Below are 21,263 nucleotides of genomic sequence, written 5' to 3'. Positions count from 1 at the left end.
GCTCACGCCGGGCCGGAGTCGGGCAGTTCGCCGAACTCCTCCAGCGCATCGGTGAGCCACCGGGTCCAGAAGGTCTCCAGTTCGATGCCCGCCCGCAGGACGAGGTGGCGCAGCCTGTCCTCGGGTTGGTCCCGGCCGGGCGGGAAGTCGCGCTTCTCGATCTCCTCGTACTCCGCCAACTGCCGCCGGTGCAGGTCGAGATGGCGGCGCAGGTCGGCCTCGATGCCCTCGGTCCCCACCACCGCCGACGCGCGCAGCCGCAGCAGCAGCGTGTCGCGGTGGGGCCGGGGGTCCTGGGAGGCGGCGGTCCAGCGGGCCAGTTCGGCGCGGCCCGCGGGCAGGACCTCGTAGCTCTTCTTCTGCCCGCGGGCCGGCTGCTCGGTGGGCAGCGCCCGGATGTGACCGTCGGCCTCCAGCTTCCCCAGCTCGCGGTAGATCTGCTGATGCGTCGCCGACCAGAAGTAGCCGATCGACCGGTCGAAGCGGCGGGTCAGCTCCAGTCCCGAGGACGGCTTCTCGAGCAGGGCGGTGAGGATCGCGTGCGGAAGGGACATGGGCACATCCTAGGGACGCCCTACAGGGCGGCCGCGACCTCGGTGCCCTGCTTGATCGCGCGCTTGGCGTCCAGCTCAGCGGCCACGTCCGCGCCGCCGATCAGGTGCGCGGCGTGCCCGGCGGCGGCCAGTTCCTCGTACAGGTCGCGGCGCGGCTCCTGGCCGGTGCACAGCACGACGGTGTCGACGGGCAGGACGGTGGACTCCTCGCCGACGGTGATGTGCAGTCCGGCGTCGTCGATGCGGTCGTAGCGCACGCCCGGGACCATGGTGACTCCGCGGTGCTTGAGCTCGGTGCGGTGGATCCAGCCGGTGGTCTTGCCGAGGCCCGCGCCGACCTTCGACGGCTTGCGCTGCAGCAGGTGCACGGTCCGCGGCGGGGCGGTGCGCTTCGGTGCGGCGAGCCCACCGGGCGCCCGGTAGTCCATGTCGACGCCCCACTGACGGAAGTACGTCTCCGGGTCCTCGCCCGCCGCGTCGCCGCCGTCGGTCAGGAACTCGGCGACGTCGAAGCCGATGCCGCCGGCGCCGAGGATGGCGACACGCTCGCCGACGGGCGCCTCGCCGCGCAGGACGTCGAGGTAGCCGACGACACTCGGGTGGTCGACACCCGGGATGTCCGGGGTGCGCGGGGTGACGCCGGTGGCGACGACCACCTCGTCGTAGTCCGCCAAGTCAGCTGCTTCGACAGGGGTGTTCAGGCGTACGTCCACACCGTGGGCGGCGAGCTGGTGGCGGAAGTAGCGCAGGGTCTCGTCGAACTCCTGCTTGCCGGGGACCTTGCGGGCCACGTTGAGCTGGCCGCCGATCTCGCTCGCGGCGTCGAACAGCGTGATGGTGTGGCCGCGTTCGGCCGCGGACACGGCGCAGGCGAGCCCGGCGGGGCCGGCCCCGACGACGGCGACGCGCTTGGTCAGACGGGTCGGCGAGAGCACGAGCTCGGTCTCGTGGCAGGCGCGCGGGTTGACCAGGCAGGAGGTGATCTTCCCGCTGAAGGTGTGGTCGAGACAGGCCTGGTTGCAGCCGATGCAGGTGTTGACGGCCTCGGGCGTCCCGGCCGCGGCCTTGGCGACGAAGTCCGGGTCGGCGAGCATCGGTCGGGCCATCGACACCATGTCCGCGTACCCCTCGGCGAGCAACTCCTCGGCGAGTTCCGGGGTGTTGATGCGGTTGGTGGTGACGAGCGGGATCGACACCCGGCCCATGAGCCGCTTGGTGACCCAGGTGTAGGCGCCGCGCGGCACGGAGGTGGCGATGGTGGGGATACGGGCCTCGTGCCAGCCGATGCCGGTGTTGATGATCGTCGCACCGGCCGCCTCGACGGCCTGGGCGAGCGTGATCACCTCGTCGAGCGTGGAGCCGCCGGGGACCAGGTCCAGCATGGACAGCCGGTAGACGATGATGAAGTCCTCGCCGACGGCCTCGCGCACCCGCCGGACGATCTCGACCGGGAAACGCATGCGGTTGTCACAGGAGCCGCCCCAGCGGTCGGTGCGGTGGTTGGTCTGTGCGGCGATGAACTCGTTGATGAGGTAACCCTCGGAGCCCATGATCTCGACGCCGTCGTACCCGGCCCGCCGGGCCAGCCGGGCGGCTCGGGCGTAGTCCTCGACGGTCTGCTCGACCTCGGCGTCGGTCAGCTCCCGGGGCACGAAGGGGCTGATCGGCGCCTGCAGCGGGCTCGGCGCCACCAGGTCATCGTGGTAGGCGTACCGCCCGAAGTGAAGGATCTGCATCGCGATCCGGCCGCCCTCGCGGTGCACGGCCTCGGTGATCACCGCGTGCTGCTCGGCCTCCGCGTCGGTGGTCAGCTTCGCCCCGCCCGCGTACGGCCGTCCGGCCTCGTTGGGCGCGATACCGCCGGTGACGATCAGGCCCACGCCGCCGCGTGCCCGGGCGGCGTAGAACTCCGCCATCCGCTCGAAGCCGCGCTCGGCCTCCTCCAGGCCGACGTGCATGGAGCCCATGAGGACGCGGTTGGGCAGCGTGGTGAAGCCCAGGTCGAGCGGGTTCAGCAGATGCGGGTAACGGCTCATGGCGCCCCTCCGTCGCGGTGTGGTCCCTCAGTTGTAGAGGACCGCACCGGGTTTGTGCAACTAGTTGCACAAACGAGGAGGGGGGCCGGACCTCAGCGGCTCTCCAAGATCACATGCAGCTCCCGCTCCTGGTCCCCGGAGGCCGACGACAGGTCCCGCACCGTGAACAACGGCTCCAAGGTGCTCCGCAGCCGCTCGATCGCCCAGTAACCCCCCTGCGCGTCCAGCTCGACGGAGGACGACAGACGAGTCGGCAGGGGACACTCGTGCGCGTCCGTCACCTCGAACGTGCCGAGCCACACCATCGGCCGTGTCTCGTGCAGCTGCTGCGGCACCTCGTCGGCGCCCCGGTCGGACTCGAAGCACGCGCACAGCGTGTCGAAGACGATCCGCGCGTCCTCCTTGCTGCATCCGCTGATCTCGAGGGAGACCGGCTCCTCGTGCAGTCGCTCACGGTCCATCGTGATCGCTCCTCTCATGGGCTGCGACGCGGCCCGGCGGGTCCCCGGCGAACCGCGTCACATCCCCAGAAAAGCACCACTGCCCGGGCCGTACCAGCGAGCGGCTCAGCTCTTCCTGAAGCGGTAGGTCTTGCTGTCCGTCAGCACGCAGAAGCCCGGCGAGACGACGATCACGCGCAGGGTGCCGTCCCGGCGGTCGTAGTCGATGCCCTCCGCCTCGAAGGTGCCCGAGCAGCCGCTGCGCAGGGGCAGCCGGCGCAGGGCGGTGACATGGCCGGAGACGTCCGATGTGCCGTTCGGCGCGGCGGACAGGTCGACCTGGAGCAGCGGCTTGGTGATGCCGAAGAGCGTGCCCGCGGGGTCGTCGGAGGAGCACAGCAGGGTCGTGGGCCCGGAGAAGTCGCAGCCCTGCACGTCACGGACGGCGTGGTCGAGGTTGACGGTGGCGACCTGCGGGAGGTTCGCCGTGGGCGAGGTGCTCGCGTTGACGCCGGGTGTCGGGAAGACCAGGAAGCGGGTCATGGTGCCGTACTCCCCCGACAGCATCCACTGACCGTCGGGGGAGATCGCGTCCCAGGAGTTGTTCAGCGCCTCCCCGGGGCTCAGCGTGTGGACGTACTCGGACCAGCTGCCGTCCGGCGCCTGGACGCGGTACATCTTCGCGGTGCCGGAGTCGGCCTGGTAGGGCTCGACGTAGTAGCCGTTGGAGGAGGCGTCGGGGTCGCCGACGTGGTTCCAGCCCCGGCTGGAGACGCCGAGGGGGATGGTGCCGATGCCGGTGTAGCGGTTGGGGCTGCCGACCGGGACCTCGACGGAGGTGAGGCCCTGGCTCTCGGTCAGCGGGTCGGCGCGGTCGGAGCCGACCTCGGTCCAGGTGTCGGCGGCGGAGGCGGGCGGGGCGGCGGACAGCAGGGCGGCGGTGGCGAGGGCGAGGGCCGCGGTCAGGGCCGCGTGACGACGTCGCCGGGCGCGCAGAGGCATGGGAGGGCTCCTCGGTGGAGGTGGGGGCGGGCCTGCTCGGCGGACAGTCTGGCGGCGCCAGATGGTCATGTACAGACCAGATCGGTAACGGGGGCCGTCGCTCCGGCGACGGTCCGTGGCCGGTACTGTCGTCACCACCGCGAGGACGCCGCCGCCGGTGTCGAGGGATGGTGGAGGTGGGCGACGCAGGCGTCACAGGCACGGTTGAGCGCGGTAGAACAGGGGAGTCGGCACGGGGGAACGGCGTGCCGCGTCAAGGAACGAGGGCGGTGCGTGGAATGAGTGCACCTGGGTTTCCGGTGACCGACGGCGACGAGTCGGTACGCCCGAGCAGTCTGCTCGACGTCCTGGGCGTGGCCTCGGTGGTCCTGAACGCCGAAGGACGCATCGTGCTGTGGAGCCCGCAGGCCGAGGAGCTGTTCGGCTATCCGGCCAAGGAGGCCCTCGGCCAGTACGCGGCCCGGATCATGGTCCACGAGCAGCACCTCGACCTGGTCGTGAAGCTGTTCGCCGACGTGATGGTGACCGGCCAGAGCTGGGCCGGCGCCTTCCCCGTCCGGCGCAGGGACGGCAGCACCCGTCTGGTGGAGTTCCGCAACATGCGGCTGCTGGACGACGGGGGCGACGTCTTCGCGCTGGGCCTGTGCGCCGACCGGTCGACGGTACGGCAGCTGGAGCGGGACGTGGCGCTGTCCACGCGGATGATCGCGCAGTCCCCCATCGGACTGGCCGTCCTGGACACCGAGCTGCGGTACGTCTCCGTCAACCCGGCCCTGGAGCGGCTGAACGGGGTGCCCGCCGAGGACCACATCGGCCGCCGTATCGGCGAGGTCGTGCCCAACCTGGAGGTCGAGGCGCTGGAGGCGGCGGTGCGCCGGGTGCTGGAGACCGGGCAGCCGCTGGTGGACCAGCGGACCGTGGGCCGTACCCCGGCCGAGCCGGACGAGGAGCGCGCCTGGTCGATCTCGCTGTACCGGCTGGAGGACGCGTTCGGGCACGTCCTGGGAGTGGCCGGGTCGATCCTCGACACCACCGAGGAGCACCGGGCGCGGGTGGAGGCGGAGGCCGCGCGGCGGCGCCTGACACTCATCGCGGACGCCTCGGCCCGGATCGGCACCACGCTGGAACTGGACCGCACCGCCTGGGAGTTGGCGGACGTGGCGATGCCGGAGCTGGCCGACGTGGCGGCCGTGGACCTGCTGGAGGCGGTGGCCCAGGGCAGACGCAGCACCCTGGGTCCCACGGAGCCGGCCGAGATACGGGCCCTGGCCGTGCGGGCGTACGACACCCCCGAGGCGCTGGCGGCCGCCGACCCGCCGGGCCAGGTGGCCCGCTACGGCCCCGACCGGCTGGTCACCGAGTGCGTGCGCACGGCCCGGCCCGTCATGGTGGCCGAGGTCGAGGAGGCCGACCTGCCGCGCATCGCCTGCTCCGAGGAGGCGGCACGGCAGCTCGCCGAGGCGGGTGTGCACTCCTATCTGGCGGTACCGCTGATCGCGCGCGGCGAGGTGCTCGGCGCCCTGGACCTCAAGCGGACCCGCAATCCGCTGCCGTTCAGCGAGGACGACCTGCTGCTCGCCCGTGAGCTGGCCGCGCGGGCGGCGGTGCAGATCGACAACGCCCGCTGGTACCAGAACGCCCGTGACACCGCCCTCACCCTGCAGCGCAGCCTGCTGCCCAGCCATCCGCCGGTCACCGGCGGCCTGGAGGTCGCCTCCCGCTACCAGCCCGCGGGCGCCACCAGCGAGGTCGGCGGCGACTGGTTCGACGTGATCCCGCTGGAGGGCGGCAAGACCGCGCTCGTCGTCGGCGACGTGATCGGCAGCGGCATCAACGCGGCGGCCACCATGGGCCGGCTGCGCACCGCGACCAACACCCTCGCCTCCCTCGACCTCGACCCGGCCCGGCTCCTGGAGCACCTCGACCGGATCACCGAGGGCCTGGACCACTCCATCGCCACCTGCGTGTACGCCGTCCACGACCCCGAGCTGCGGCAGTGCCGCATCGCCAACGCCGGGCACCTGCCGCCGGCCCGGCTGCGTGCGGGGCACCCCCCGGAGCTGCTGGAACTGCCCACCGGGGCGCCGCTGGGCGTCGGCGGGGTCGCCTTCTCCACCACCACGGTCGACCTGGATCCCGGCGACCGGCTGGTCTTCTACACCGACGGCCTCGTCGAGACCCGCCAGCACCCCCTCGACGAACGCCTGGACGCGCTCCTGGAACTGCTCGACGGCCCCGACCGCCCGCTGGAGGAGGTCTGCGACATGCTGCTGCGCACCCTGCACCAGCCGGACAACTCCGACGACGTGGCCCTGCTCATCGCCCGGGTCCAGCAGCCGCGCTGACCCGTACGCCCGTTCTCACAGCTGTTGATTACCTGATCCTTATCGTGCCCATCGCACAATCACAGGTAGGTGTGGCATACGGATGCCCGGTGCCGTGGCCGATGGGAGCGAGCCGTGACGGATCAGGAACCCACTGCCGGAGGACCGCCGGACCGGCATGGCGAGACGACACCGGACTGGGAAGTGATGACGGGCCCGGGCGGGGCCGAGCCCGCGTCGGGCGAGGCCTGGGACAGGGTCTGGCGGCGGCGCTCCGCCCGGTCCCGCGCGGTGATCGCGGCGGCCACGGTCGCCGTGCTGGCCCTCGGCGGCACCGTCGCCTACGCGACGACCTCCGGCAGCTCGGGCGGCGGCGCCACCCCGTCCGCGTCCGGCTCCGCGTCGCCGTCCCCGAGCGGGCCCGAGGGGCGGCACGGCGGCCGGTGGTTCGACTTCGGCGGCATGGGCGTGCACGGCGAGGCCACCGTGAAGGACCAGGACACCGGCAAGTGGGTGGTCCGGGTCTGGCAGCGCGGCACCGTCGAGAAGATCTCCGGCGACCAGGTCACCGTCAAGAGCGAGGACGGCGCCTCCTGGACATGGACCCTGAACTCGGACACCACGACCCTGCACGACGGCACCAAGGGCTCCGGGACCGACGGCCTCAAGCAGGGCGAGACCGCGGTCCTGGTCGGCACCCGCGCGGACGACGGCACCCGCACCGCCACCCGCGTCCTGTCGGGGACCTTCGTCGACAAGGGCCCCGGCGACCGGAACCCGGGCGGCTGGCGCGGCGGCTTCGGCGGCCACGGCCCCCGCGACTGGCGGATGCCGTCCCCGTCGACGAGCCCGTCGGGCAACGGGGCCACGACCTGAGGGAGCGGTCGCCGGACAGGACCGGGCCGGTCCCGTGCCGTGTGGGTGCGGCGGAGGCACGTCAGCCGTTGCGGGCGGCTTCGGGGCCGGTGATGCGTCTGAGCAGGGGCAGGGTGGAGGCGATGATCCCGAGGGCGACGGCCAGTCCGCCCGCGACCACCGCGTAGTACGCCACGCCCGGCGACACCAGGTCGTAGCGCATCTGCGATTTCAGGAACAGGGCCGAGGCGGCGAAGGCCGCACCGATGGAGATCGCGGCCACGGCCAGCAGCGGCAGGGTGCTCTCCAGTCCGATCACCCGCTGCAGCAACCGCAGCGGGGCGCCGGTGAGCCGCAGCAGCGCGAAGGGGCGGCGGCGGTCCGACAGACCCGCGACCACGCTCACCGCCAGGCTGCAGCCCGCGATCGGCAGGGTGGTCATCAGCACCACGTCGGCCAGCTGCCGCCAACCGGCCAGTTCCTGCTGCAGGTCGGTGCCCCAGTCGCCCACCGTGCGGGCCTGTTGGTGCGGGTAGGCGGTGGTGAGCACGGTCCGTACCCGTTCCATGGCGGCCTTCGACCCGTCGGTGGCCACGTAGACGAGTTGTACGGGCAGCTTGGCGACGGCCGCTGGGCTGATCCCGGCGGCGGGCCACCGCAGGTTCGACTGCGACTGCAGGCTGACGAACGCGAAGAAGTCGACGGCCGTGACCTTCGCACCGGTCGGGCAGCGGCCCACCATGGGGGTCTGCGCCAGGTCCGAGCAGGTCACCAGCGCCGGTGCCTGCGGGGGCGGCTCGCCCGGGTGGAGTCTGCGGTGCACCACCTTGCCGACGCCGTCGGGGTTGGCGTGGACGACCGCCACGCCCCGCACGCCGGGCATCGCCCGCATCTCGGTGAGCAGCCGGGCCGGCATGGTCCCGCCCAGCGGCGGCTGGCCGTCGCTGCCGACCTCCACCACCGTGCGGGTCTGCCGGTCGCCGCCCAGCGTGCCGCGGTAGTCGTTGATGGTGCCGATGATGCTGACGGTCGCGGTGGTCACGAACAGGGCCAGGACGAGGCCGCTGACGGCGCGGAAGCCTGCCTTCGGGTCGTCGGCGAGCCGCCGTACCGCGATCAGCGCTGCCGGACGTCGGGTGCGCCGGGCGGCCGCCCGGGCGACGATCATGGTCAGCCACGGCCCGGCGATGACCAGGCCCAGCATCACGATCAGGAAGCCCGGGAGGTAGGCCGCCGTCTGGCCGTTCCCGGTCGCCGGGCGGCGACCGACGAAGACGAAGTACGCCAGTTCGGCCAGGCCCGCGAGCAGCGGGACCAGCCGCCAGGCGCTCGGCGGGCGCGGGGTCACCCGGCGGCTCACGCCGAGCGGGGAGACGGTGACCCGGCGCAGTGCCAGGAGCGCCGCGATCGCCGCCGCCACCGGCACGCCGACGGCGACGCCGAGGGCCTGGGGTGCGTGGAGGGTCAGGTCCGAGAGGAAGAACCGCTGCTGCCCGGTGAGCGGAATGGTGGCGACCAGCGGGCGCAGCGCGGCGTAGAGCCCGAAGCCGAACACTGTTCCTACGGCCGCCGCCAGCGCGGACTCCACCGCCGATATCAGTGACACCTGCCGGGGAGTGGCGCCGACCAGGCGCATCGCGGCGTAGCGCTGTTCACGTGTGGCGGCGGACAGCCGGGTCGCGGTGGCGATGAAGATCAGCACCGGGAAGATCAGCGCCCCCGCCACGACGGAGGAGATGAGCGTCAGCGCGTCGCCGCGCACGGCGTTGTCCCAGCACTCGTTGTCACAGGTGACCGGCCGGGTCTCGGCGATGCTGGTGACCGTCCTCGCCCCTGGTGCGCCCTTGATCTGGGCGGGGGTACGGCCGATGACGGCGATCCGTGCGTCCGGGGAGGCCAGGGCGGCGTCGCCGACCGTGCCGATGAGCCGCCCGGGGAAACGGTCGCCCAACTGGTCGGCGGGAGTGTCGCGGATCAGCTTGGCCAGCGCGGGTGAGGCGTAGTACTCGCCCGGCACCGGCAGGCGCGTCAGGCCGGGCGGGACCGGCGAGTCCGGGCCGGTCGCGGCGACGTCGACCTCGGTGAGGGACTTGCCGTCGTAGTGGTCGCCGTGCGGCCACCACCACAGCGGGTCCGCCGACGCCCTCTCGGTGCGGCCGGGGGCGCCGGTGTCGAGCCACACCTGCCGCTGGTTCGTCCGCTCGACGGCGTTCATGCTGGCGAAGGTGGACAGCAGCAGCCCGACGCCGATGGCGACCGCGGCGGCGATCATGGCCAGCCGGGCGAGGGCCTCCCGGCCGCCGCTGACCGCGAGGCGGAGCGCGAAGGCGATCACGAGGCGATCCGTCCGCTCGTGAGCAGGGTGGCCCTGCCGTCCCGCACGATGGCCTCCCGGTCGGCGTGCGCGGCGACCCGGGGCTCGTGGGTCACCAGGACGACGGTGGTGCCCGCCTCGTGGGCCGCGTCCATCATCAGGTCCATCACCTGCTCGCCGGTCAGCGAGTCCAGCGCCCCGGTCGGCTCGTCGGCGAAGAGCACCTTGGGCCGGGTCACCATGCCACGGGCCAGCGCCACGCGCTGCGCCTGACCGCCCGACAACTCCCCGGAACGGCGCCGCTCCAGGCCGTCCAGTCCCAGCCGGGCGAACCAGGGCCGTGCCTCGGCGAGCGCGGCCGCCCTGCGGACGCCGGAGAACAGCAGCGGCAGGGCGACGTTCTCCTCGGCGGTCAACTCGGGGACGAGCTGGCCGAACTGGAAGACGAAGCCGAAGCTGTTCAGGCGCAGGGCGCTGCGCTCGGCCTCGTTCAGGGTGTCGATGCGGCGTCCGTCGAAGTGCACCTCGCCCGAGTCGGGGGTGAGGATGCCGGCCAGGCAGTGCAGCAGGGTGGACTTGCCCGAGCCGCTCGGGCCCATCACGGCGAACACCTCGCCGGCCTCGATGGCCAGACTGGCGCCGCGCAGGGCGGGGGTCTCGCCGAAGGAGAGGGTGAGGTCGCGGGCCTCGATCAGGGCGCTCATGCGCGCACCGCCGCTGCCAGCGTGTCCATCCGGGCCGCGGTCAGCTCGATCCAGCGCAGGTCGGCCTCCAGATGGAACAGGCCGTGGTCGGCGAGCAGGGCGTCGACGATCGGGCCGTTGCGGCGCAGCTTCGTCAGCTCGTGCATCCGCTCCAGGTGGGCGGCCCGCTGCGTGTCGAGGTACTGCTGGGCGTCGCGGCCGAGCATCAGGGCCAGGACGACCTTGGTGAACAGCGTGGTCTGCAGACTGGGCTCGGGGGCCACCGGCTCGGTGAGCCAGGTCTCGAACTCGGTGGCCCCCGCCTCGGTGATCACGTAACGCTTGCGCTCGGGGCCGACCCCGGGCTCCGCCTCGCCGGCGATGACCTTCCCGTCCCGCGCCAACCGGCCGAGCGTTGTGTAGACCTGCCCGTAGGGCAGCGGCTTGCCGCGGTTGAAGAAGGTGTCGTAGTCGCGCTTGAGGTCGTAGCCGTGGCTCGGCTCTCGCTCCAACAGCCCCAACAGGGTGAGAGGAACACTCATGAGGGGACCATACACCAGGGATATACTCCGAGTGTATATCTGCTGAGAGTTCGGTTCGACGAGTTCGGTTCGACGAGTTCGGCGTCCGCCGGGCAGCTACCGCCTGGTGCCGATCACCACCTGGGCGTACCACTCCTCCGAGACCGCCAGACGGGCCGTCAGTCCGGCCGCGGTGAACGCCTCGACGGCCGCGGGCGCCTGCGCCTCGCTCGTCTCGACCAGCAGACAGCCGCCCGGCGCCAGCCAGTGCGGCGCCTCGGCCGCGACCCGGCGCAGGACGTCGAGCCCGTCCGTGCCGCCGTCGAGGGCCACCAGTGGTTCGTGGTCGCGGGCCTCGGCGGGCAGCAGGCCCACTTCGCCGGTGGGGACGTACGGCACGTTGGCCGCGAGGATGTCGACGCGGCCCCGCAGGCCGGCCGGCAGCGCGGCGAACAGATCGCCCGCGTGGACGTGTCCGCCGACGCCGGCGACATTGCGGCGGGCGCAGCGCACCGCGGCCGGGTCGATGTCGGCCGCGTGCAGTTCGGCGTCGCCGAGCGCGGTGGCCAGAGCGGTGCCGACGGCGCCCGAGCCGCAGCACAGGTCCACCACGACGGACGCCCCGGGCGCCTGGGCGAGGGCCTGCTCTACGAGGAACTCGGTACGGCGGCGGGGCACGAAGACGCCGGGTTCGACGAAGATGCGCAGGCCGCGGAACTCCGCCCAGCCCAGGACGAGTTCGAGGGGGAGACCGGCCGCGCGGCGGTCGACCAGGGCGGTGAGTTCCCGCGGACTGCGGGCCTGGGAGACGATCAACCGGGCCTCGTCCTCGGCGAACACGCAGCCCGCCGAGCGCAGGACGGCGGCGACGGATTCGACCGACGAGGGAGATGAGGGCATGGAAGCCGAGAGCCTTTCGGTGGGACGAAGGGCGCTCTCGCGGTCACCTATCGGCGGCGATCCGCTTCGACCAGAGGAGGGAGCACCCGGGCTGCCACAGCGCTAATGGGTCTCACCTCCTCGTTCCGGCGGCGGGAAGTTCCGCGGCCGGACGGAAACACTACCGGACTTGAGCACAGCCCCACATGGTTGGCTTATACAACTCTCCCTTCGAGTTGTACTGTACAACTAGAGGGGTCGCGACGGAGGAGGAGCCGAGTGGACGCGGACGAGGCCGTGGAGACGATTCAGCGCGAGATGACGGTCTTCGCCCGCCGCGCCCGGGCGTCGGCGGGACGGATGCACCCCGAGCTGTCCCTGGTGTCGTACACGCTGCTGGGACATCTGGAGGAGAGCGGCGGTTGCCGGGCCACGGATCTGGCGGCCCACTACGCCCTGGACAAGTCGACGGTCAGCCGCCAGGTGGCCGCGCTGGAGCGGGCCCGGCTGATCGAGCGGCGCCTGGACGCGGACGACCACCGCGTCCAGGTGCTGCATCTGACCCACGCGGGCCGCGAGATCCTCGCGCAGGTCACCGACAGCCGCCGGGCCGCCTTCCGCGAGCGGCTGGAGGACTGGCCGGCGGAGGATCTGGAGCGGTTCGCCAGCTGTCTGGTGCGCTACAACGCGTGGGTGCGTCCGGACGGCGCCAACTCGTCGGACTGACCCCGGTGTTCGCGTCCGGGACGGCGCGATCGGCCGCGCCGTCCCGGCGGGCGCTAAGCGACCGTGACGGCCTGTGCGTCCGCCAGGTGTTCGGGTACGCGGGCCGCGCCGAACGTGGTGGTGCGGCGCAGTCGGAAGCCGAGGGACTCGTAGAGGCGGAGGGCGTTCGTGTTGCCGGCGCCGGTGTGCAGGAACGGCGTCTCGCCGCGTTCCCGTATGCCGTGGGCGACGGCGCGGATCAGCCGGGTCGCGAGGCCCTCGCCACGGAAGGCGGGGTCCGTGCAGACCGCGCTGATCTCGGTCCAGCCCGGCGGGTGCAGCCGCTCCCCCGCCATCGCTATCAGCGCGCCGTCCCGCCGTATGCCCAGGTAGGTGCCCATTTCGACGGTGCGGGGCAGGAACGGACCGGGCCGGGTGCGTTCGACCAGGTCGAGCATCTCGGGGACATCGGCGGGACCGAGGCGGACGGCTTCCGGCTCGGGCGCGGCGTCGAGGCCGTCGTCGACCAGCTGCACACCCTCGATGTGGAAGGTGACCTCCCAGCCCACCGGCACCGCGCCGCTGAAGCCGAGCAGCGGCACCTCGGCGCCGGGGCCCGCGAGGGCCGCGAGGTCGGCCCAGTCAGCGGCGCCGGGCTCGTCGGGCAGCGCCAGCCAGGGCGTCACGTCGACCGGGTAGCGCACCACCCGCCCGTGCCACTCGGCGAAGTGGGCGTGCGGGCCGGTCAGGGAGGCGAGGGCGGGGTTGTCCAGGACGTGGCTCACGCGGCGACCTCGATCACGATCTTGCCGCGCGCGTGGCCGTCCTCGACCGCGCGCAGCGCCTCGCCGGCCCGCTCCAGCGGGTAGGCGCCGGTCACGTGCGGGTCCAGGTCGCCGTCGAGCACCAGCTGGGCGACCGCGTCCAGGACGGCCGCGTTGCGGGCCCGGGCTACCCGGGCGCCGCCGAGTTCCTCGACGGTCGCGGGTGGCGCGGCGGCGGTGATCAGCTTCGTCCGGTCGTCGAGCAGGGTCGCCGCCTCGGTGAGCACCTCCTCGCCGACCAGGTCGTAGACGCCGTCCACACCGTCGGGCGCCGCCGCGCGCACCCGCGCCGCAAGGTCCGGTCCCGAGGGGACGTGCACCGCGCCCAGCGCCTCCACGAAGTCCTTCTTGGTCTCGCTCGCGACGCCCACCACCCGCAGGCCGAGGGCGCGGGCGATCTGCACGGCCGCGCTGCCGACCCCGCCGCCCGCGCCGGTGACCAGGAGGGTCGCGCCGGCGGGCAGGCCGAGCTGGTGGACGCCGTCGTACGCGGTCGCCGCCGCGACCGGGAGGGTGGCCGCGTCCCGGAAGGAGAGGCCGGCCGGCTGGTGCGCCGTGACGTCGGCGGGCAGCAGCGTGTACTCGGCATAACCGCCGGTCGCGGTGTTCCCGAACACCTCGTCCCCGACTGCGAACCCGGTCACGTCGGCACCGGTCTCGACGACGACACCGGAGACCTCGTTGCCCAGCACCACCGGAAACACCGGCTCACCGCTCTCCCCGGGGCGGCGGTAGCCGGTGCGCAGTTTCCAGTCGACGGGGTTCACACCCGCGGCACGCACCGCGACAAGCACCTGCCCGGGGCCGGGGCTCGGCCGGTCCAGGTCGACGAGGGCCTCGGTCTCCGGTCCGCCGAAGCGCGTGTAGACGTACGCCTTGGGCATGTTCCACTCTCCTTCGCTGCCGCGTGGTCACCGGTCGCACGGGACACCGGTTCCGGCATCAGGCGGCAAGGCGCGGGCGGGGGGCGCTATTCCCGGGGCGGGGGAGTGTTCATACGTCTTTAATGATCGACGGGCGGCCCGGGGCCGGGGCGGGTCCGGGCGGCACGTACGGTTGACCGGGTAGGCCATCACCTCCGTCCCGCTGGATCCGTATGAACGTCACCCGAGGTTTCACCGGGCGCGCCCGCGCCCACCGTCCGGGCCTCCCGCCCGGCCAGTACGACACGGGCGACGCCTGGCCCGTCCTGTCCGCGGAGGTCACCCCCGAGCTGGCGCCGGCCGACTGGACGTTCCGCGTCGACGGGCTGGTCGAGCGGCCGTGCACCTGGGACTGGGACGCGGCGCACGCGCTGCCGGCGTCGGCCTACGAGGGCGACATCCACTGTGTGACGAGCTGGTCGAAGTTCGGGGTCCGGTTCGGGGGCGTGTCGCTGGACGCCTTCCTCGACGTGGTGCGGCCCCGGGCGTCCGCCACGCATGCCGTCGCCTACTCGCACACCGGGTACACCGCGAACCTGCCGTTGGCGGACCTGACCGGCGGGCGGGCCTGGATCGCGTTCACCTACGAGGGCGAGCCGCTGGCTCCCGAGCACGGCGGGCCGGCGCGGCTGCTGGTGCCGCATCTGTACTTCTGGAAGAGCGCCAAGTGGATCGCGGGCATCCGGCTCCTCGACCACGACGAGCCGGGTTTCTGGGAGCGGAACGGCTACCACGAGCGCGGCAACCCGTGGCAGGAGCAGCGGTACTCCGGTGACTGAGCAGATGACGGCGGCGACGCCTTCCCCCGCAGCGACCCCGTCTCCGGCGACGGCCCCCTCTCCCTCCTTCACTCCCCCGACGCGCTTCGCCGTGCCCGGCCGTATCGCCGTGGGCGACCAGGCCGCCGCTGTCTGGCAGACGGCCACCCTGACCGAGGTCCGCCGTGAGACGCCGTACGCCTCGACGTTCCGGTTCGCGGTGCCCCACTGGCCGGGGCACCTTCCGGGCCAGCACCTGATGCTGCGGCTGACCGCCGAGGACGGCTATGTGGCCCAGCGCCACTACTCGATCGCCTCCGCGCCGGACGACAGCGGGCACATCGAGCTGACCCTGGACCACGTGGAGGGCGGCGAGGTCTCCGGCTGGTTCCACACGGTGGCCGAGCCGGGCGACGAGGTGGAGGTGCGCGGTCCGGTGAGCGGGTTCTTCGCCTGGCCCGGCGACCGGCCCGCCCTGCTGGTCGGCGCGGGCTCCGGGGTCGTACCGCTGATGTCGATGGTCCGGCACCACCGGGCGCGCGATCTCGATGTGCCGCTGCGCCTGCTGGTGTCCGCGCGCAGCCCCGAGGAGCTCATTTACGCGCGGGAGTTGGGCGCCGAGACGACGCCCGTGTTCACGCGCAAGGCGCCAGAGGGCGTGGCGGTGGGACGTATGGCCGCCGCACATGTGGCGCCGCTCCTGGCCGAGCCGCCCGAGGGTGGGTGGGAGGCCTATGTGTGCGGCTCGAACGCCTTCGCCGAGCACGCCTCGCGGCTGCTGGTCGAGGCCGGCCAGCCCGTGGACCGGATCCGCATCGAACGCTTCGGCTGACGGCCGGACACCGAGGTCGTCACAGCCGTTCACGGTGAGCGATCTTCGAGGCGCTGGGTACCCGATTTCCATGGGCACTCGCGCGCGTACTCGGTCCGGAGGGACAATACGGACCAAGCAGGTACGGCTGAATGTATGGCCCCTCCGGTTGCGGTGACGGCGAGGAGGTCGACATGCGGACCCGGGTGCGTGGCTGGCGCTGGCGGCGCAATCCGCTGCGGCGCCGGTCGGACGTGGTGGAGGCGTGGACGACGCTGGTCGTCGCGCTCCTGCTGTTCGTCGGCGCGCCGCTCGCGGGGGCCGTCACGGGCTGGTGGGCGCACGACCAGGCCTCCGCGGCGGCATCGGCGGAGCGCGCCGACCGGCATCGCACGCGTGTGGTGGTCGTCGGCGCGACGCCCGAGCGGCCGCCCGCGGTGCAGGGCGGCCGGGAGCACTCGGTCCCGGTGAAGGTGCGCTGGACGGACCCCGTCACCGGGCCGCACACCACCGAGGCGCTCGTTCCCGCGGGCACCCGGCACGGGGACACGGTGGACGTGTGGTTCGACGCCCTGGGCAGGCCGGTGGGTCCGCCGCCGGGGCGGACGCAGATCTGGCAGCACACCGTCACCATGGGCGTCTGCGCCGCGGGGGGCGCGGCCGCTGTGATCGTCCTCGGCAACGCCGTCGTCCGGCGTGTGGCCATCGGGCACCGGCTGACCGAGTGGGAGCGGGAATGGGCCCGCACGGAGCCGCAGTGGACCCACCGCCAGGCGGGCGGACCCTGACGGCCGCCGTGCGGATGTGATCGCGCGGGCGCAGTCCGGGAAAGGTCTGGCCAGCCGTCCGATCGCCCACGTACGGTGTTGATCATCCGCACGGTCCCTATGCGAAGGCGGTCCTACATGGCCCTGTTCGACCTCCCCCTCGACGAACTCCACGAGTACCGCGGCGCGTCCGTCGAGCCCGAGGACTTCGACGCGTTCTGGTCCAAGACCCTGCAGGAGGCCCGCGAGCACGATCTGGACGCCCGCTTCGAGCCGGTCGACACCGGGCTGACGACGGTCGAGGTGTATGACGTGACGTTCGCCGGGTTCGGCGGGCACCCGGTGAAGGGCTGGCTGACGCTGCCCGCCGGGGCGGCCGAACCCGTTCCGCTGGTGGTGGAGTTCATCGGGTACGGCGGCGGACGCGGCCTGCCGCACGAGCATCTGCTGTGGGCGTCCACCGGCCGGGCGCACTTCGTGATGGACACCCGCGGACAGGGCAGCGCCTGGGGCGGCGGGGGCGGCACCGCGGACCCGGTGGGCGGCGCGCCCGCCTACCCGGGCTTCATGACCCGCGGCATCGACGCGCCGGAGAACTACTACTACCGCCGGGTGTTCACCGACGCGGTCCGTGCCGTCGAGGCGGCCCGCTCCCACCCGCTGACCGACGCCTCCCGCACGGTCGTGACCGGCGCGAGCCAGGGCGGCGGCATCACCATCGCCGTCGCCGGTCTGGTCCCCGACCTGGTGGCTGCGGCGCCGGACGTCCCGTTCCTGTGCGACTACCCGCGTGCCGCGACGCTGACGGACCGTCACCCCTACCGGGAGATCGGCCTGTTCCTCAAGACGCACCGCGGCCGCTCCGAGGACGCTCTGCGCACCCTGTCCTACTTCGACGGCGTCCACTTCGCCGCCCGCGGTCGCGCGCCGGCGCTGTTCTCGGCGGCCCTGGAGGACCAGACCTGCCCGCCCTCGACCGTCTTCGCGGCCTTCAACGCCTGGGGCCACGAGGACAAGGCGATCGAGGTGTACGACTTCAACGACCATGAGGGCGGCGGGCCTTACCAGGAGGCGACGAAGCTGCGCTGGCTGCGGTCGTATGCCTGAGGAAGCCGGCCATGGACACGCGTGAGGCCGCCGAGCGGTTCGTACGGGTCTGGGAGCGCGGCTGGACCGCGCACGACGTGGACGCGCTCCTCGACCTGTACGCCGGGGACTGCGTCCACCGCTCGATGCCGTTCCGCGAGCCGCACCGGGGGCGGGCCGAGCTGGCCGCCTATCTGCGCCGGTCGTTCGAGCGGGAGCGGGTGACGGACGTACGGTTCTCGCCGCCCGTGGTCGGCCAGGACGGGATCGCGGTGGCCGAATTCCGGGTGCTGAGCGAGGAGGACGGGGCGCCGTCCACCCTCGCGGGCTGCGTTTTCGTACGGTTCGACGCCGACGGCCTCGCGGTCGAGACCCGGGACTACTGGCACGACGCGGACGGTCACCGGGAACCGGAGGACAAGCTGTTCCTCCTGTGACCTTCCCTCCAGTCCGACCAGTCGGTACGTTCAGGACGCCCGGGTCGCGACGGTGCGGCCCGGGGTTCCGGCGGACGACGGAGGACCCCATGGCGGAGCGTGAGCCAGGTGTGGTCGGTTACTGCGACGAGCGGTTCGCGGCGGTGCGGACGGCGTTCGAGGAGAACTTCCGGGAACGGGCCGAACTGGGCGCCGCCGTCGCCGTGAGCGTCGGCGGCGAGGTCGTGGTGGACCTGTGGGGTGGCTGGGCGGACGCGGACCGCACCCGGCCCTGGGAGCGGGACACCCTGGTCAACGTGTGGTCGACCACCAAGGGCCCGACGGCGCTGTGCGCGCACATCCTCGCCGACCGGGGCCTGCTCGACCTGGACGCACCCGTGGCCAAGTACTGGCCCGAGTTCGCCGCGGCCGGCAAGGAGGAGGTGCTCGTACGGCATCTGCTCTCGCACCGGGCCGGACTGTCGGGGCTGCGTGAGCCGCACTCGGTCGAGCAGCTCTACGACTGGGAGTTCACGGCCGCGCGGCTCGCGGCGACGGAACCCTGGTGGGAGCCGGGGACCGTGTCCGGGTACCACGCGTTCACGTACGGCTTCCTGGTCGGCGAGGTGGTCCGGCGGATCTCGGGGCAGTTGCCCGGCGCCTTCCTCGCCCGCGAGGTGACCGGGCCGCTCGGCATCGACTTCACCATCGGGCTGCCGGAGCGGGAGGCGGGCAGGGCGGCCGAGCTGGTGCATCCGCCGGCCGCGTCGAGCAGCGAACAGGCAGCGATCTTCAGTCAGTTGACGCCCGCGGCACTGGCGGCGCTGGCCAACCCGGTGGTGGGTGCGGACGAGGCCAATTCGCCCGCGTGGCGGGCCGCGGAGATCCCGGCCGCGAACGGGCACGGCACGGCGCGGGCCGTCGCCGCGCTGTACGGGATCTTCGCGGGCAGGGGGACGTACGCCGGCCGTCGCGTCCTGTCCCCCGAGGCGGCCGAGCGGGTGCGCGAGGGGCAGGGCAGCTGCCGCGACCTGGTACTGGGGGCCGGTCTCGACGCCGAGACGGAGATCGGGCTCGGCCTGTGGCTGAGCGGCGACAACGGCTCCTACGGCCCCAACCCGCGCGCTTTCGGACACGACGGGTTCGGCGGCTCCTGCGGACTCGCGGACCCCGAGGCGGGGGTGTCGCTCGGCTATGTGATGAACCGGATGGGGCCTCGGATCGCCGACGACCCACGGAAGATGGCGCTGATCGAGGCCCTGTACGGCGCCTTGTGAACGCCGGTGCGGGCGGGCCGCTTTCGGCCGAACCGGCCGCCCACCCTTCCCTGCCGGTTTAGACCAATGCTGGATCTGGTGGCGCACTGAGCCCGCACGGCTACGGCAAGTCACCAACAGGAGGCGCGGCATGGCCCGCACCGACCATCCGGTCACCGATCAGCAGCCGCTGTACTGGCGCGTAGCGACCCGACTGCTCGGGGAGTTGCGCGACGGCACGATCCCACCCGGCGAGCGGCTACCGAGCGAACGGCGGTTGGCCGTACATTTCGAGGTCAGCAGGGAGACCGTCCGGCAGGCGCTGGAGGTGCTGCGCCGCGACGGGCTGGTCTGCACCGACCGGCGCGGCAGCCACGCCACACTGCCGGGCCTGCCGGTCGAGACGCCGTCAACGCCCGCCTTCCCGGTCGGCGCCCGGGCCGCGGACCCGCGCGCCGTGGACCGGGCCACGGTCACCTGGGAGGCGCCCCCGCCCGAGCACGCCGAGGCCCTCGGCCTCGCCCCGCACCACCCGACCCTGATGCACCGCTACGAGTCCACGGGCGCCGCCGGCCGTGGCCGGCGTACGGCCGTGACGTCGTTCTCCGCGGTCGCCCTGGCGGAGGTCGAGGAACTGGCCCGCTACCGCGACCGCGCCGGCGGCGCCGCCTCGGCCCAGCTGCACCGCGCCTACGAGTGGATGCGCAAAGCCGGCCTGACCCTGCACCACCGGGACGCCATCACCCCGCTGCCGGACACCCCCTCGGTGCGGGTGACCCGGCGGGTGCACGACCAGTACGCACGGCCGCTGGAGATCACGGACCTGCTGGTGGACGCCCGACAGGACGCCCTGGTCTACGAGTTCATGCTTCCGGCCGCGGGCTGAGCGAGGACAGCGGACGCCGGGCCACGATCATCCGCACCCGGGGACCGCCGTCACCCCGCCGCCCGAACTCCTCCAGCGCCTGCGACTCGACGACGAATCCGGCGTGCTCCAACTCCCGCCGTACATCCGCCAGTCGGAAAGCCCGGTAGTACATGACGAACTGCGGACGCCACACGGCGTTGCGCACCCGCATCACCGCGTCGAAACCCAGCAGCATCCAGTACGCGGGCGACGAGGGCCGGGGCGGGGCCAGGACGGGGAACGCGAAGCACCCGCCCGGCCGCAGCACCGAGTGGACCTCGGCGAACAGCCCCGGCACCTCCTCGGGCAGGAAGTGCCCGAACGCCCCGAAGCTGACCACGAGATCGAAGGCGGACCGGAACGGCAGCGCGCGGGCGTCCGCACGCACCCAGCCCACCCGCGAACCGGCCGGCCGGATCCGCTCCCGCGCCACCGCCAGCATCCCCGCGCTGAAGTCGACCCCCGTGACACTGCGCCGGCACGCCCGCGCCAGCACGTCGATGCCCGCGCCCGTGCCGCAGCACAGGTCGAGCCCGTCGTCGAAGGGACCCGTCCGCGCCAGCGCCGAGGCGACGGCCTCCAGGACGGAGTCGGGCGTCCGGAAGGGGGTGTGGTCGAACTTCGGCGCGAGCAGGTCGTATCCCCGCTCCACGGAGGACAGGGCCTGGACGGCGAGTTCTCGCAGGCTGGGGCCTTCAGGGCTGAACACCCACGTCAGCCTAGTGGACAGGGTCGCGGCAGCTGATTACCCTCATTCTCACCTACTCAACTAATTGACTATGAGGTGATCCGATGCGCGCGTTCCGCGAGGCGGTCGAGGCCGGCGATCTCGATGCCGTCGAGGCGCTGCTGGCGGAGGACGTCGTGTTCACCAGCCCGGTGGTGTTCAAGCCGTACCCGGGCAAGGCGATCACCGCGGCGATCCTGCGCGCGGTCTCCCAGGTCTTCGAGGACTTCCGCTACGAGCGCGAGATCGGCGGAACCGACGGCCGCGACCACGCCCTGGTCTTCGCCGCGCGCGTGGGCGACCGGGAGCTGACGGGCTGCGACTTCATCCACGTGGACGACAACGGCCTGATCGACGAACTCACCGTGATGGTGCGGCCGTTGTCGGGTGCCCAGGCGCTGGCGGCGGCGATGGGCGCCCGGTTCGAGGAGATCGTGAAGGAGGCGGAGGCGCGGTCCGCCTCCGCCTCCTGACC

22 protein-coding genes are annotated in these 21,263 nt (G+C 72.9%); 11 read left to right on the top strand and 11 right to left on the bottom strand.

The features are described from left to right. Positions 1-2: 2 nt before the first annotated feature. The 4 genes from MKW14_RS08655 to MKW14_RS08640 form a co-directional block, all read right to left on the bottom strand. Entirely contained in the window at positions 3-554 is a 552-nt protein-coding gene (locus MKW14_RS08655) for a PadR family transcriptional regulator (RefSeq protein WP_240860680.1), read from the bottom strand. A gap of 20 nt (positions 555-574) precedes the next feature. After that, the gene (locus tag MKW14_RS08650; protein ID WP_240860679.1) at positions 575-2,590 is read right to left on the bottom strand and encodes an oxidoreductase; all 2,016 of its coding nucleotides are present in this window, start codon (positions 2,588-2,590) and stop codon (positions 575-577) included. Positions 2,591-2,682: 92 nt separating this feature from the next. After that, complete coding sequence (locus MKW14_RS08645; RefSeq protein WP_240860671.1) at positions 2,683-3,051, bottom strand: hypothetical protein; 369 nt, start codon at positions 3,049-3,051, stop codon at positions 2,683-2,685. 105 nt (positions 3,052-3,156) lie between these two features. Then, on the bottom strand, positions 3,157-4,032 hold the full coding sequence (locus MKW14_RS08640) for a hypothetical protein (RefSeq protein WP_240860669.1): 876 nt from the start codon (positions 4,030-4,032) through the stop codon (positions 3,157-3,159). Between the two features lie 278 nt (positions 4,033-4,310). On the opposite strand from MKW14_RS08640, the gene MKW14_RS08635 reads away from it, so the two are divergent. Then, positions 4,311-6,377: a SpoIIE family protein phosphatase gene (locus tag MKW14_RS08635; RefSeq protein WP_240860666.1), complete on the top strand. Its 2,067-nt coding sequence runs from the start codon at positions 4,311-4,313 to the stop codon at positions 6,375-6,377. A 114-nt stretch (positions 6,378-6,491) separates the two neighbouring features. Continuing rightward, positions 6,492-7,232 carry a hypothetical protein gene (locus tag MKW14_RS08630; protein ID WP_240860664.1) on the top strand — a complete coding sequence of 247 codons (741 nt, stop codon included), beginning with the start codon at positions 6,492-6,494 and terminating at the stop codon, positions 7,230-7,232. Between the two features lie 61 nt (positions 7,233-7,293). Here the strand turns inward: MKW14_RS08630 and MKW14_RS08625 are convergent, their stop codons facing one another. The 4 genes from MKW14_RS08625 to MKW14_RS08610 form a co-directional block, all read right to left on the bottom strand. Next, positions 7,294-9,546 (bottom strand): FtsX-like permease family protein, encoded by a 2,253-nt coding sequence (locus MKW14_RS08625; RefSeq protein ID WP_240860662.1) that lies wholly within the window; start codon positions 9,544-9,546, stop codon positions 7,294-7,296. After that, entirely contained in the window at positions 9,543-10,229 is a 687-nt protein-coding gene (locus MKW14_RS08620; RefSeq protein WP_240860654.1) for an ABC transporter ATP-binding protein, read from the bottom strand. The genes MKW14_RS08625 and MKW14_RS08620 overlap by 4 nt, the downstream gene beginning before the upstream one ends. Then, positions 10,226-10,750 (bottom strand): PadR family transcriptional regulator, encoded by a 525-nt coding sequence (locus tag MKW14_RS08615; protein ID WP_240860653.1) that lies wholly within the window; start codon positions 10,748-10,750, stop codon positions 10,226-10,228. The genes MKW14_RS08620 and MKW14_RS08615 overlap by 4 nt, the downstream gene beginning before the upstream one ends. Before the next feature lie 96 nt (positions 10,751-10,846). Beyond that, complete coding sequence (locus tag MKW14_RS08610; protein ID WP_240860651.1) at positions 10,847-11,629, bottom strand: putative protein N(5)-glutamine methyltransferase; 783 nt, start codon at positions 11,627-11,629, stop codon at positions 10,847-10,849. 297 nt (positions 11,630-11,926) lie between these two features. Between MKW14_RS08610 and MKW14_RS08605 the strand changes: the two genes are divergently transcribed. Further along, entirely contained in the window at positions 11,927-12,334 is a 408-nt protein-coding gene (locus MKW14_RS08605) for a MarR family winged helix-turn-helix transcriptional regulator (protein WP_276619023.1), read from the top strand. A gap of 53 nt (positions 12,335-12,387) precedes the next feature. Here the strand turns inward: MKW14_RS08605 and MKW14_RS08600 are convergent, their stop codons facing one another. Both MKW14_RS08600 and MKW14_RS08595 read right to left on the bottom strand, forming a co-directional pair. After that, entirely contained in the window at positions 12,388-13,098 is a 711-nt protein-coding gene (locus tag MKW14_RS08600; protein WP_240860642.1) for a GNAT family N-acetyltransferase, read from the bottom strand. Further along, positions 13,095-14,021, bottom strand: a complete 927-nt coding sequence (locus MKW14_RS08595; RefSeq protein WP_240860641.1) for an NADP-dependent oxidoreductase — start codon at positions 14,019-14,021, stop codon at positions 13,095-13,097. Before MKW14_RS08595 ends, MKW14_RS08600 begins: the two co-directional genes overlap by 4 nt. A 212-nt stretch (positions 14,022-14,233) precedes the next feature. On the opposite strand from MKW14_RS08595, the gene MKW14_RS08590 reads away from it, so the two are divergent. The 7 genes from MKW14_RS08590 (at position 14,234) to MKW14_RS08560 (ending at position 20,040) form a co-directional block, all read left to right on the top strand. Further along, the gene (locus MKW14_RS08590; RefSeq protein ID WP_240860638.1) at positions 14,234-14,839 is read left to right on the top strand and encodes a sulfite oxidase-like oxidoreductase; all 606 of its coding nucleotides are present in this window, start codon (positions 14,234-14,236) and stop codon (positions 14,837-14,839) included. Between the two features lie 4 nt (positions 14,840-14,843). After that, on the top strand, positions 14,844-15,650 hold the full coding sequence (locus MKW14_RS08585) for a ferredoxin reductase (protein WP_240861289.1): 807 nt from the start codon (positions 14,844-14,846) through the stop codon (positions 15,648-15,650). A gap of 173 nt (positions 15,651-15,823) precedes the next feature. Beyond that, a complete protein-coding gene (locus MKW14_RS08580; RefSeq protein WP_240860636.1) occupies positions 15,824-16,417 on the top strand; it encodes an Rv1733c family protein in 594 nt (197 codons plus the stop codon). Between the two features lie 117 nt (positions 16,418-16,534). After that, complete coding sequence (locus tag MKW14_RS08575) at positions 16,535-17,503, top strand: acetylxylan esterase (protein WP_240860633.1); 969 nt, start codon at positions 16,535-16,537, stop codon at positions 17,501-17,503. An 11-nt stretch (positions 17,504-17,514) separates the two neighbouring features. Then, the gene (locus tag MKW14_RS08570) at positions 17,515-17,919 is read left to right on the top strand and encodes a nuclear transport factor 2 family protein (protein WP_240860626.1); all 405 of its coding nucleotides are present in this window, start codon (positions 17,515-17,517) and stop codon (positions 17,917-17,919) included. A gap of 89 nt (positions 17,920-18,008) precedes the next feature. Beyond that, a complete protein-coding gene (locus MKW14_RS08565) occupies positions 18,009-19,175 on the top strand; it encodes a serine hydrolase domain-containing protein (RefSeq protein ID WP_240860624.1) in 1,167 nt (388 codons plus the stop codon). 130 nt (positions 19,176-19,305) lie between these two features. Next, positions 19,306-20,040 carry a GntR family transcriptional regulator gene (locus tag MKW14_RS08560; protein WP_240860622.1) on the top strand — a complete coding sequence of 245 codons (735 nt, stop codon included), beginning with the start codon at positions 19,306-19,308 and terminating at the stop codon, positions 20,038-20,040. Here MKW14_RS08560 and MKW14_RS08555 read toward each other — a convergent pair. Continuing rightward, positions 20,018-20,770: a class I SAM-dependent methyltransferase gene (locus MKW14_RS08555; RefSeq protein WP_240860620.1), complete on the bottom strand. Its 753-nt coding sequence runs from the start codon at positions 20,768-20,770 to the stop codon at positions 20,018-20,020. The two genes, MKW14_RS08560 and MKW14_RS08555, sit on opposite strands and share 23 nt — an antisense overlap. 83 nt (positions 20,771-20,853) lie before the next feature. Here MKW14_RS08555 and MKW14_RS08550 point away from each other — a divergent pair, with 83 nt between their 5' ends. Further along, entirely contained in the window at positions 20,854-21,261 is a 408-nt protein-coding gene (locus MKW14_RS08550; RefSeq protein ID WP_240860618.1) for a nuclear transport factor 2 family protein, read from the top strand. Positions 21,262-21,263: the final 2 nt, after the last annotated feature.

Origin of the sequence: Streptomyces gilvus (assembly GCF_022513565.1) — a bacterium.
GTDB classification, from domain to species: Bacteria; Actinomycetota; Actinomycetes; order Streptomycetales; family Streptomycetaceae; genus Streptomyces; species Streptomyces gilvus.
Note: the sequence above shows the minus strand (reverse complement) of the source record. Positions and strands in the feature narration are given on the sequence as shown.